The organism is Parabacteroides sp. D25, from assembly GCF_000307475.1.
Lineage (GTDB): Bacteria > Bacteroidota > Bacteroidia > Bacteroidales > Tannerellaceae > Parabacteroides > Parabacteroides distasonis.
This window is the reverse complement of the sequence record NZ_JH976502.1, coordinates 319697-331712: the sequence shown is the minus strand read 5'-3', so window position 1 is coordinate 331712 and position 12016 is coordinate 319697. Positions and strand designations below refer to the sequence as shown.

At 43.8% G+C, this 12016-nt stretch carries 12 protein-coding genes; all 12 read left to right on the top strand.

The features are described 5' to 3' along the window. Positions 1 to 112 precede the first annotated feature (112 nt). From HMPREF0999_RS08320 to HMPREF0999_RS08265, 12 genes are read left to right on the top strand one after another with little or no spacing between them, the layout of a single operon-like run. A complete protein-coding gene (locus tag HMPREF0999_RS08320; RefSeq protein WP_009275675.1) occupies positions 113 to 865 on the top strand; it encodes a DUF4099 domain-containing protein in 753 nt (250 codons plus the stop codon). 33 nt (positions 866 to 898) lie between these two features. Continuing rightward, positions 899 to 1108, top strand: a complete 210-nt coding sequence (locus HMPREF0999_RS08315; RefSeq protein ID WP_004312159.1) for a hypothetical protein — start codon at positions 899 to 901, stop codon at positions 1106 to 1108. Between the two features lie 24 nt (positions 1109 to 1132). Beyond that, positions 1133 to 2770, top strand: a complete 1638-nt coding sequence (locus HMPREF0999_RS08310; RefSeq protein WP_009275674.1) for a hypothetical protein — start codon at positions 1133 to 1135, stop codon at positions 2768 to 2770. Positions 2771 to 2795: 25 nt separating this feature from the next. Beyond that, on the top strand, positions 2796 to 4268 hold the full coding sequence (locus tag HMPREF0999_RS08305) for a toprim domain-containing protein (RefSeq protein WP_009275673.1): 1473 nt from the start codon (positions 2796 to 2798) through the stop codon (positions 4266 to 4268). Positions 4269 to 4273: 5 nt separating this feature from the next. Further along, positions 4274 to 4765 carry a PH domain-containing protein gene (locus HMPREF0999_RS08300; protein WP_009275672.1) on the top strand — a complete coding sequence of 164 codons (492 nt, stop codon included), beginning with the start codon at positions 4274 to 4276 and terminating at the stop codon, positions 4763 to 4765. Next, the gene (locus HMPREF0999_RS08295; RefSeq protein ID WP_009275671.1) at positions 4746 to 5501 is read left to right on the top strand and encodes a hypothetical protein; all 756 of its coding nucleotides are present in this window, start codon (positions 4746 to 4748) and stop codon (positions 5499 to 5501) included. The genes HMPREF0999_RS08300 and HMPREF0999_RS08295 overlap by 20 nt, the downstream gene beginning before the upstream one ends. A 20-nt stretch (positions 5502 to 5521) precedes the next feature. Beyond that, on the top strand, positions 5522 to 6223 hold the full coding sequence (locus HMPREF0999_RS08290; protein WP_009275670.1) for a hypothetical protein: 702 nt from the start codon (positions 5522 to 5524) through the stop codon (positions 6221 to 6223). A 54-nt stretch (positions 6224 to 6277) separates the two neighbouring features. After that, entirely contained in the window at positions 6278 to 6955 is a 678-nt protein-coding gene (locus HMPREF0999_RS08285) for a hypothetical protein (protein WP_004312153.1), read from the top strand. 26 nt (positions 6956 to 6981) lie between these two features. After that, positions 6982 to 7812 (top strand): M23 family metallopeptidase, encoded by an 831-nt coding sequence (locus tag HMPREF0999_RS08280; protein WP_009275669.1) that lies wholly within the window; start codon positions 6982 to 6984, stop codon positions 7810 to 7812. Between the two features lie 23 nt (positions 7813 to 7835). Next, the gene (locus tag HMPREF0999_RS08275) at positions 7836 to 8117 is read left to right on the top strand and encodes a hypothetical protein (RefSeq protein WP_004312151.1); all 282 of its coding nucleotides are present in this window, start codon (positions 7836 to 7838) and stop codon (positions 8115 to 8117) included. Positions 8118 to 8155: 38 nt separating this feature from the next. Then, the gene (locus HMPREF0999_RS08270; RefSeq protein WP_009275667.1) at positions 8156 to 9544 is read left to right on the top strand and encodes a hypothetical protein; all 1389 of its coding nucleotides are present in this window, start codon (positions 8156 to 8158) and stop codon (positions 9542 to 9544) included. A gap of 27 nt (positions 9545 to 9571) precedes the next feature. Next, a complete protein-coding gene (locus HMPREF0999_RS08265; RefSeq protein ID WP_009275666.1) occupies positions 9572 to 12007 on the top strand; it encodes a zincin-like metallopeptidase domain-containing protein in 2436 nt (811 codons plus the stop codon). Positions 12008 to 12016: the final 9 nt, after the last annotated feature.

Genomic DNA, 12016 nt, shown 5'->3' with positions numbered 1-12016 from the left:
TCTCCAACCACACCTTTTATTTTTGTTTCTGAATTAGCTATTAATAAAGTACTTCATAAGAAAATGAAATACTGTTATGGCCAAAATAATAACGTATTAAAAAAAGTAACAAATGATTTACAACTTTGATGAGAATGAAATGCCTTACGGCATTCTCGAACGTTTTGGACTGACACAGGAGATGATTGAGGATCTGCCGACAGACATTTTGCAAAATATTCTCAATGGCCGGCATTCTCCAGTCTTACCTGTACACATCATTGCTGATGATGGTGAAGAAGTAAAGGCAAGAACACGATTCTGCCTTGTAAGAACGCCAGAAAGCAATGTAGATGTTCTCTTCTTTCCGAAACTTGACGAGTATGATTTAAAAGTATTCAATGAGCAGCAGAAGCAAAACCTTCTTGCAGGCAAACCCATCATCGGACATTTGGAAAGTAACGAAACGGGGCACGAGCTTGGCACCAAATGTTTCTTCCAGCTTGACCAGGATAGCAAACAGGTACTGAGCGTGCCGACACCAGTCATAGGTAGGAACATTCAATACCTTACCGACCGATATCATCTTACGAGTACTGAGATGCAGAAACTACAAAACGGAGAAATTCTCTCTATCATTGAAGACGATGATGAGATTTCCATCGGTATCGATCTTAATTCAAATACGGGTATCCGTCTCTCCGCAGGTAATGAACAAGTTTGGCGCAGAGAAGCTAAACGGGAATGGGACAAATACAACTTCGGAATTTTCGGTTGTTGGACCATGGACGAAAATGGTAATCTTGACTATATCCATGAGGAGGACTACTCTGAAGAAATCTGGAATGAGCAGAAGAAACAAGGTATGCGTATGATGCAGCGATAAACCAAAGTAACAACCATCAATAACAAATTCAATATGGCGAATATCAAATACTATCCAGAAGACGAGCTTGTGCAGAAAGTACAGAGTGGAGAATACGGTTGGCTCGATTACATCAATCACCACTCACCGGAATGGCAGGAAGAATACACCGAATTCTGTAATGAAAGGAACCTTGTAGTTAACGAAGAATCAGCCGAAGATTTTATCGAATGGAAAGGCGAACTTGTTGAAACAGGCGAATAATAAACATTTAAAATCAATCACAGTATGTCAATCAGATCAAATGCACTATCAGTAGGTAGAGATTTGTCGCCAGAGCTGCAGGATATTCTCCGTCGCAATGGTATGCAAGCACATATTATTCGACAAGGTGAAAACTATCTTCTGTCGGTTCAAGGGCATGACTCACCTCTCCTAACCTATCATATCAGTGCCAGACAGATGAGAGACTTGGCAGATTGGGGTACAAACTCGGCTAACAAAAAAGCCTATAACACCTTTGCTGATTTAGTGAAGAAAGACTTCTATATACCGAGAGACTTTGTCCATGCCCGTAATGCCAACGGTCGTGTGGCTATGGGACTTCACGGCTACCGGATTGGTGTTGGCGAATACGGCAGACTGCCGTGGGACAAACGCCGTGCCTTTATGATGATGGATCCGTTTCATGGACGTTTTTTGGGATGGACACCACGCAATCAGGAAGGCTTCCACATGCGCCGTGTCGGTGGAGCCATGTTCATGCAAGGAACCCCTATGGTTCCGGAACGTCCCGATGGAAGAATCAAACCAGGTGAATTACTCAATGGAGGCTATGGCTTCTATTATAAAGGAGGACAGCAGAACATGGTACAGCAGCCTTCACAGGATGTACTCGCTGATTTGGAAACAGTGATTCCACCTGTAGAAATACGTACCCGTCCCCAGGAACCGGCAAAACCATACAAGGAACTTATCACCTCAGACGTATACTTTAGCAACGAAAAGTGGCAGGAATGTCTCTCTTCTCATGGAGTCATTATTGATGCCAACAGCAAAACCCTGACCATTCAGTCGACCGCTACACAACATGATCTTGTTTACGACCTAACGGATGAAGAAGTTACCCGGCTTACAGACAATTCCATCAAGAATGTGCCTGTACAGAACCGTCTGGACATCATCAACAACGTTATCATAAATGATTTCTCAGATAAATTGACGATGGACATGCTCAATTCCAAAGAGCAGATACCCCTAAAACTTACTCCCGAAGTAGAAGCGGAACTGAATGCCAGACAAGAAGTTGTGGCAGAACACGCGCTTCCTCTTACTCAGGGAAATGAATATATCATTGCAGAGCATGAAGACCGAAGCGTCGCTCATGTGGATGGTAACAGCCTTTATGATATAAACCAAGATAAAGGATGGTTCCGGGAAGGAAGAAACGGACGTGAGGTACAGGTGGACGACATCAGAGTTGAGCCTGTACGCAACGAACAAGGTGAAATTCAGAAAGACGAGAAAGGCAATGCCATGTTCCGTATGACCGCTGTCATCAATGGCGAGAGCATCAGTCACGAGATAACCCAAAAACAGTATGACAAGTTCATGGCCGTAGATGACTATCATCGTATGAAACTCTTCTCTCACATCTTTGATGAAGTGGACATGAAGAATGCGCCGGGTCATGGGAAAAATATAGGTGCCATGATTGGAGGTGCTCTACTTGCCGGCCTTACCGTTATGCGAGAACTCGGAAGAGACCGTTATGCTCCGGCTGTGTTCGTTGAGCACCATCATGCACCTGGTCCGCACGTCTATTTCAAAGGAGGTGTGGATTCACCACAGGATCTTGCATCAAGAGCATTTGATGCCGGACTTAATGCAGCTGAGCATGGAGTCGGCTTAGGACATGGGAGATAAAACTTAACAATCATCATAGAACACAATGAACGAAGAGCAGAAATTTGAAGACTATCGCAACCGTCTTAATATCAGAGACGTGTTGACGGATGCAGGTTATACGCTTCACAAGCGGGACGGCTTGCGCTATCCTGCCTATGTGCGTCTGGATAATGATGGACGCAGAATCAGGGGTGACAAATTCATTGTCATGCCCAATAAAAACTGTTGTTTCCAACCTCCAACGATAAAGCTGTATTCTGTCACATCCTTCATTTGGGAACACCCGAATCTCTTTCCTGAATACAATCAAGGAATGAAAGAGTCTGCTCTTGTTCACAAAGTCTGTCAGCGGCTTTTGAATATTCCTGTGGAGCAACGTAACCAGAATGTGCTTGCTCCTACCCGTGATGCAAAGCCTTTCAATATCAAAGATTATAAGATTGAGCGATTTCATCCTGATGAAGCTGACTCTCAGAAACCTTTTTATGCTTTCTTCAAGTCAAGAGGAATCGATTTTGCTACACGTTGTGCTTTTCACCGTAACTTCTTTCTTGCTTCCAAGGCCGCAGACAATGGGGCAAGTTATAAGAACCTCTCTTTTCCCATGTATATACCGGGGCATCCTGAGAAATGTGTCGGTTTGGAAGAAAGAGGCTATCCACGTAAGGACGGCTCTGCACGAAAAGGCATGGCAGCCGGGACAAATGCAAGTGAAGGCCTATGGATGGCAAGTCCCAAAGACACGGAACTGAAAGATGCAAAAGATGTATATGTGTTTGAGAGTGCATACGATGCCATGGCATTCTACCAGTTGAGAATGCAGAAAGACTCCGGACTTGATTACAATGCAAGACAGAATCTGAAGTCTGCCGTATTTGTCTCTACCGGAGGAAATCCCAGCTACGGACAGATACAGGGATTGGTCAAGGCTGCTCCCGGTGCTACTTTCCATCTTGGCTTTGACAACGACCTGGCGGGAAAACAGTTCGTCTTCAACTTTGAATCCATCGTACAAAAGATGAATCCGTTGCATCCTGAATCAGTCTCATCGGACATGAAAGGCTTCATTGAAAGTTTCAAGGAAGGTATCACATCCACCAAAGAGCTGCTTGACATTGACGATGACAGATATGCGGAGCTGCCTGAAGTACTACAGAAGCTTTACCTCGCTTATGACACAGCAAGAAATGAGGCATGGGAATACCATTATTCTCCCTTTTTGTGTAAGGAAGACAAGCAGGAAGCGGCTGAAAGAATGAACAAAGCCTATCAGGAGTTTAAGCAGGTCCTGTTTCAAAAACTCCATGTACAGGACGGACAAGACCTGAATCCTATAGGAATAGTACGTGAACTGCCGTCTGAAGGTTATAAGGATTTTAATGATGAGCTGTTGGAGAAGAAGCAATACTCAATGACCGATGTCGTTGAGACAGCCTTTGACGAAAATAGTGTTTCTCTCACCGAAGAGATAGAAGAAGAAAATGAAGAAACCAAGAAGAGCGGACTAAAACGATAAACAGTATGACAGACACAAACAGACGGTTCAGCATAATCACATTGCATCCTCATTGGGGGCAATACATTATCTCACAAGGCATGGCATTTCTTATCAGTTGTGCCCTGTTCTTGGCAGCAGGTCACGATAGCATCACCTATAAGATGCCCTTTGTGGTACTGGGTTCAATCATGACGTGCATCATGCTCTACGGTTGTCTATATATACACAAACTGAGCTATATCATCACGTCCGAACAACTGATTATCCAACATGGTGTACTCATCAGGAAGAGCGACTACATTGAACTCTACAGGGTGGTTGACTTCAGTGAAAACCGTGGTATAGTGGAACAGCTGTTCGGATTGAAGACTGTCTCGATTTTCAGCGGAGACCGTTCCAATCCCAAACTGGACATATTTGGAATCAACGAGCGGATTGATGTTGTAGGAATTATCCGTAAACGGGTTGAGTATAACAAACAAAGGAAAGGTATCTATGAAATCACGAACAGATAATATATCGTCAGAAGCCAAGACTTCCAAAGGTATTGCTTACGACAGCAGATGGATGATTATCTCGGTCATTGTTCTGACCTTGTTTCTATTCTGTCTTGAAGGTCGTGCCCAATTGGTTTCCAGCAATCCGATGGAATATGTGGCCTTAGCCGAAGGTAATGAGCTTATCAACAGTCAAATCAAGAATCAGATTGAAGATCAGCAGAAGACGGCACTACTACAAAATACCATTGCAGCAGAGTTTACTCAGATAAGGCAATGGGAGAGAAAGTACAACAGCTACCTGAAAACCGTGTCTGGCTACGCTTCTACCCTCAAAGCCTGTAGTCATCTCTATGATGACGGTGTAAGGATATTCATTAATCTTTGTGATTTGAAGAAAGCCATATCACAAAACCCGCATGGAATAGTGGCTACAATGAGTATGAATAATCTTTACATCGAAACAGCGACCGAACTCATCACTGTATACAGCATACTGAAAGATGCAGTAGCCAAAGGTGGAGCAAGCAATATGCTTACAGGTGCGGAACGCAGTAAGATTCTTTGGGAGTTGAATGACCGTCTGGCACAATTCAACAAAAGACTTTCACAGCTCTCCATCAGCATCCGCTATTACACAATGGCCGATGTATGGAACAGAGCCACTGCAGGAATGATAGACAGGAATACCGCTGAGATTGCCGGTCAAGCTTTAGACAGATGGCATAGATGCGCACGAATAGTAACACCATAAAAGATTATCAGGATAACACAATGAAACGCTTATTGCTGTTTTTTGCCATGCTTATTTCTCTCACCCTCCCTTTTGAAAGGCTGGGTGGGAGTTTTCTCCAGGCTCAGGGCAACGACCCTGTTTTGGCTGGAATGATTCTGGCATACACAAATAAGGCAGAAAAAGAACTGAAGCAGCAGGAACAAATGATGCTTCTGGAATCTACGGGTCATCTGTGGATAAAGGAAGAGGTACAAGGAGTAACTGACCTGCAAAAGGAGTTCAACACTTATTTGGACAACTTTCATAGCATAATCAGTTATGCGGCACAGATATATGGATTCTATCATGAAATAGACCGACTCGTGAAACACCTGGGAACTTTTAATGACCAGCTCCAGCACCAGACAGGAAATGCCCTGGCAGTAGCATTGTCTTCAAACAGGAATAAAATCTATAGAGAACTTATCATGAATAGTGTTGATATAGTCAATGACATCCGGCAACTGTGCCTCTCCGACACCAAGATGACAGAGAAGGAACGACTAGAAGTTCTCTTTTCCATCCGCCCGAAACTTAAACTCATGAATCAAAAGCTCAAAAGGCTTACGAGAGCTATTAAATATACTTCACTCTCTGACATATGGGCGGAGATAGACTACAATGGCAGAAGTGAGGTTGACAAGCCCAATATTGTACAGAAATGCAAGGAAAGATGGAAGAGAAACGTAAAGCCAAAGTAAATATTCAGGTAAAAAGATAATTCAGGATAACAATTTAACAATCAAACTTTAAACATGGGTTGGGGAGCATTATTGAAAGCAGCAGTCAGCTTAGGAGGAAGAGCTATAAAAGCTGTAGCTAAATCGGCAGGGGGTGCAGTCGTACATCCTCAGCAAACGCTAAAAGGATTAGGAAGTGCCACCAAGTCTGCGGCCATAGGTGGAAGCCTGGGCTACATCGGTTGGGAGAAACTGACTACAGACAAAAGCGTAGTGGGTATTGTCAGCGATGCTGTCATTGGCGAAGAAACGACACAAAAGATTGGAGACACAGTCTCAAATATCGGTGAAGGAATGAAAGAGGTGAAAGACTCTGTAACTGGTCTCACTGAAAATGTCAATGATGCCATCACCAGTGCAGACAGCAAATGGAACGGCATGAGCAAATTCCTGCAAGGTATTTGCTCCGGGAACGGTGGAAACATGATGGGGAACTTTTTCAGCAATATAGGCAAAGGGAATGTCTCCGGTCTGAGTCTCATCGGACTTGTAGTGGCTGCACTACTTGTTTTTGGAAGATTCGGATGGATGGGCAAGATAGCTGGAGCTGTGCTTGCCATGATGATGATAGGAAACAATGTAAATATGAACGAGGCACTTGCCAGTGAGAAGAAACGACCTGCTGCACAAAGTCAAGACGAAATTCAACAGTCGGAGATTGCACAAGGCACTGGTGGCGGCAGACGAAGATAATAGTAAATTTTATAAACAGATATAATATGCAATATACACAGGAAATGATTCTTCGTTCGGACAGTGGATACTGTATGCCCTACGAAGAAAAAGGCCGTGACGTACAGATGAGTCTTGGCTACGGTAAACAGAAACATCCGCATACAGGAGAACCTTTTTTTCATCATGGTGTGGATTTCAAAGCCAACCATTATCTTCTTTCAGCAGTTGCAACAGGGAAGATCACAGGACTTGGGAATGATGCCGTACATGGTATCTATCAGGTGACACGCTATGGAGACTACGAGGTAAAATACGCACACCTCTCGAACGTTTTGGCCAACTACGGAAGTGAAGTCAAGGCCGGTCAGGTTATTTCCGTAAGTGGGGAAATACTTCACATGGAGGTCAAGTATAAAGGAGAAGAACTCAATCCTCTGGAGTTTCTGACCATGATATACAGTAATTTGAAAGTCATGGAACAAAATGGACAACCTGGTGCAGTACCACAATTTGTGACACTGGATATGGATGTCAGAACCATGTATGACAAGGACAGCAAGGAGATAGAGAATCTGATGATGCGTTTTTTTCCGGACTACATGAAAGACATCAGTCTTGGAGCCTACACGTTGCCGGAACATACACAGTTCACTTTGAGAAATATTCTCTCACTGTCGGCTACAAAAAATTACTTCTATGAAACCATCCCCAGTATGGCTAATCCATTGGGTATGGGCGTACGAAGTATACCGATTGCAGCACGGGTACAGAATCTGCTTATCGGTGATTTCCTGAACTATCTTGCACTGCGTCATCAGATATTTCTTTCCAGTTTAAGTGATCACGAAAAAAAAAAGCACAAGAACAGGCCATAGCAAACAGTGGCCTTATTGATCCGTTGGCAGAACTCGATATTGATGTTCAAAGCTTTGATATTCCCCGTATGGTGAGCGTGTTTCCGGATAAGTCCGGTATCAGATGGTGGACAAAAGCATGGTTCAATGGTAGTGAGAAAGGAGAAGCTGCAATAGAGATTGAACGTGAGCTGGCAATCAAGTTTATCAATGAAAACATTGAAAAGGATGAATGGCTGGAAGAATATTTCCCGAAACAGATGGAAGTATATCACAATGCCATAGAACAGACACGCGAGCAATTACTCAACCAGATAAATCTATAAAGGGCATATAAATTATCAATCATATAAAACAGCAACTCATGGCAGAGTCAGAACAAGATAGAATATTCAGGACAAAGGTTATTCCAATCATGAACAAGGTTCGGAATGAACTGCAAGATAAGATGGCAGATGAGCTTAAAGAGCACACCTCATCATTTGCAGGATTGATGGCCAGTGCCATTGGTCCTGATGGTGGAATGTCTGCCAGACAGGCACAGATGCATTCTTTACGTTACACTGGTGAATGGAACTCGAAAACGGCTGAAGATTATATTGAAATGGTCAAGAAAGAACTTCAACTCCAGCACATCATCGTTGATTCTGCTATGGAGAAAAAGATGATAGACAAGATGATTCAGGATAAGATTCCACGCTCATCCATTGAATACATCTTAAAAAAGGCAGCAACTAACACCATCTTCTATCTCCCTCAGGAAGTTGCAAAATCACCATTAGAACATCATATGGATGCTGAAGCCGAAAAGAGATACAACCCATCTGAATGGGAAAAGAACACAGGTATAATTCTCGGATCCGTAACCGATCTAGCATGTATGGGTGGAGCCGGTGGCGGTTGGAAAACAGCGGCCACATGGGTCGGCGGTGACTTCCTGTTATCTAAATTCTCTGATAAACAGGAAGACCGTTCAGACATACCTTCAATAGTGCGACCGGGATGCGAGGAACAGTACAGACAAGACCAGGAGAAAATGAAGAAACAGGAAGAAGAAAAGCCACAGACAAGTGCTTCTTCTGTAGAGACTACACCGGAACAGGAAGAACCAGTCGAAGAGGAACAACCAACAGAAGAACAGACCTCCCCAAAACCGGAACAGACCAATATGGACGGATGGCAAGGGTTGCTAACCTCTTTCGGGCTTAATGGAATCAGCGACATTGGACACAATATCGGATATGTACTGGCCATGCTGCCTGACATGCTTGTAGGACTCTTCACGGGAAAAACGAAGTCAATCAATCTGAAGGACAATATGATGCCCATTGCCAGTATCGTTACAGGTATGTTCGTCAAGAATCCAATCCTGAAAATGATACTTATCGGTATGGGAGGACTCAATCTGCTGAACAAGGCAGGACATGAGACTTTGGATGATTTCAAAGCACAGCAGCACCCTGAAACAGGAACCGGTCCTGTGAATTATCGGATTTATCCTGATGAACCGCTCGATCCCCGAATTGTCAATCCTCAGATTAAGTCTAACTGTCTGATTGCTATAATAGACAAGGTTCCTTGCACCATCACTTTGCCGGACAAAGTTGTGAATGCCTACCAGCAGGGAGCTTTACCACTGAACACACTTGCAAATGCAATACTGGCCAAGAATGACCAGATGCGTCAAATCGCTTCTGAAAACTATGAAGCAGGTGAACGGCAAACAGTTGCACGACCGCTTGCTCAAAGATAAAAGGATAACAATATAATAATCAGACTTATGGAAGAGAAAAACCAACAAGAGAAAATGGCAGTAGCACGTCAAGTTGAACTGTTTGAGAATGCTTTCAATAAAGCCAAAGAAAATGGTGGAATATGGCTTGAAAATGATGGTCGTAAAGCTCCGAGGCTATATCTGAAGCCTTTGCAGATTTCTGCCTTCAATGCCATCATATTGGGTATGCACAGTGACCAGAACGGTTACAAGACCAACCAATATACACTTTTTTCAGAAGCAAAAAAACGCGGTGAGTCCGTCCAGACCAAAGAAAAGGGAGTGCCTTTCCTTTGGTATAATTGGAATGAGTATGTAAACAAGCACAATCCTGACGAGAAAATCAGCCGCTCAGACTATCAAGCACTGTCGTCTGATAAGCAGGAGGATTACAAAGGAATCAGAAACCGTGAAGTACGCACACTTTTCAATATTGAGCAGACCACACTCCCTATGGTTGATAAAACTACATTTGATACAGTAGTAAAAGAGACCGGTCCTCTGAAAGACCGTACAGATATAGAGTCAGCTTCGAATGAAATCCGTCAGGGTGTCGAAAATCTTCTGGAGCAGTCACGAAAGAATCTGGTTGATATACGCACTGATACTACAGGTGTAGCGCATTACGACAGTAAGAAAGATATTGTCTTCCTGCCACCTGCTTCATCCTATGAACATTATGATGACTATGCCCGTGATGCTGTATCCATGCTTATGTCTGCAACAGGACATCAACAGAGACTGGCACGTGAAGGCATGGTTGTCAAGAACGGAAAGGTTTCAGAGGATGCCATGAAACAGGAAAGACTGGTAATTGAAGTTGCTTCAGCAGTTAAGCTGCAGGAGTTGGGTATCTCTGCCAAACTCTCTCCTGACAGCCTGAAGATGACCGATTACTGGCTCAGGGAACTTAAAGAAGACCCGCATCTGCCGGATATACTGGAAAGGGATGTAAACAATGCTATAGATATGGTTCACAAGGCTGAACGTGGTGAGGAGGTAGAGCTCAACAACAGAGTCCTACAGAATCAGATAGCGGATATTAAGCACATTCTTCCCAAACACTATTATGTAGCTGATGAAATCAAGACATTGCCCAACATAGATACAAAAGAGTTCGTGGTTGTAAAAGAACCTGAACAGAAGATGGCTGATGTGGTTCTCCCTTCTGGTGCTTCATTAGGAGTCGAGAATGAGATTCCAGGAATGAACAAAGGACGCATCGAACATGCGCTTCAAAAAGAGGGCTATGAAACGGTCACTTTCTACAACATAGACGGTTCTATGGGGTATCGTCCCGATGACAGTTTTTTTGACGGCAAGGAGATATCCGTAAACCGCATGAACAAGTGGAACATGGAAACACTTACACTGCTCGATGTATCTGATGCCGTCAAACGCTCCGGTGCCATAGACTTTGAAAAGATACTCATGTTGCGTAATGACGAAGGGAAATGGGCACTTTATCTGAAGCCCGAAAATGAAAAGAGCTTCAGCGTTTACCCCGAGAAGGCAGATCTGAACCTTTTCTTCACCACAATAAAACAAGGTGACGAAGAAGCTTCAGAAAAAGTACGTCAGGATATGGCCCAGAAATACTATATGGCTGCCCAGAACAATCCGGATATTAAGGTTGACCTTTTCAAAAGCGATGCGACAGCAGAAGAACTCGCAAGGATAGACCGTGTGAACATCTTTAAGACCAAGGGCTCGGAGAACCAACCCAGTGTGATATTGTGTATGCCTACAATCAACGGTGAGAAATTGACAGCCCGTGAAGTGAGTCCACAGCAATGGCAACGTATGTGGCTGGCAGAAGACATGCAAGATTATAAAAAACATCTTGCGGTAAGCCTTTTTGCAGATGTGCTCCGTAAGGATCGTACAGATGCTGTTGCGGTAGGTACTGACAAATCAGAACAGGAGGCCCAGTCAAAGAGCCCCAGTCAGCAAACGGAAGTACATGAGGAGCAGACGGAAGAGAACACCAGACAGAACGAATCACTTGGCTCATTCGAATCCAAAGGGAATAAGGGCAAGGATGAAAGTTCCAAGACTGAATCAAAGGCAACCGCAGAACTCTCTCCGATGCTGAAACAATACTATGAGTTAAAGTCAAAACATCCAGATGCAATTATGCTCTTCAGATGTGGAGACTTTTATGAGACTTACTGCCAGGATGCGGAAAAGACCGCCAAAATACTCGGCATCACTCTCAGTAAGAGCAATCACACCAAAGATGCTGAAGGGAAGCCTCTCCTTATGGCCGGTTTTCCATACCATGCACTCGATGTTTATCTTCCAAAGATGATCCGTGCCGGTGAGAGAATTGCCATTTGTGATCAGTTGGAAACTACCCGGCAAGGGAAAGACATTAGTGAAAGACAGAAAAGTGAACCCGCCAATCAGGAAGAGAGCAAGGCTTCAAGAATGCACAGATAACATGTAACT

Bases quoted from the DNA above. Each gene is read 5' to 3' on its own strand.
- HMPREF0999_RS08265 (WP_009275666.1), top strand. From the start codon at position 9,572: ATGGAAGAGAAAAACCAACAAGAGAAAATGGCAGTAGCACGTCAAGTT.
- HMPREF0999_RS08310 (WP_009275674.1), top strand. From the start codon at position 1,133: ATGTCAATCAGATCAAATGCACTATCAGTAGGTAGAGATTTGTCGCCA.
- HMPREF0999_RS08305 (WP_009275673.1), top strand. From the start codon at position 2,796: ATGAACGAAGAGCAGAAATTTGAAGACTATCGCAACCGTCTTAATATC.
- HMPREF0999_RS08320 (WP_009275675.1), top strand. From the start codon at position 113: ATGATTTACAACTTTGATGAGAATGAAATGCCTTACGGCATTCTCGAA.
- HMPREF0999_RS08315 (WP_004312159.1), top strand. From the start codon at position 899: ATGGCGAATATCAAATACTATCCAGAAGACGAGCTTGTGCAGAAAGTA.
- HMPREF0999_RS08300 (WP_009275672.1), top strand. From the start codon at position 4,274: ATGACAGACACAAACAGACGGTTCAGCATAATCACATTGCATCCTCAT.
- HMPREF0999_RS08270 (WP_009275667.1), top strand. From the start codon at position 8,156: ATGGCAGAGTCAGAACAAGATAGAATATTCAGGACAAAGGTTATTCCA.
- HMPREF0999_RS08290 (WP_009275670.1), top strand. From the start codon at position 5,522: ATGAAACGCTTATTGCTGTTTTTTGCCATGCTTATTTCTCTCACCCTC.
- HMPREF0999_RS08285 (WP_004312153.1), top strand. From the start codon at position 6,278: ATGGGTTGGGGAGCATTATTGAAAGCAGCAGTCAGCTTAGGAGGAAGA.
- HMPREF0999_RS08295 (WP_009275671.1), top strand. From the start codon at position 4,746: ATGAAATCACGAACAGATAATATATCGTCAGAAGCCAAGACTTCCAAA.
- HMPREF0999_RS08280 (WP_009275669.1), top strand. From the start codon at position 6,982: ATGCAATATACACAGGAAATGATTCTTCGTTCGGACAGTGGATACTGT.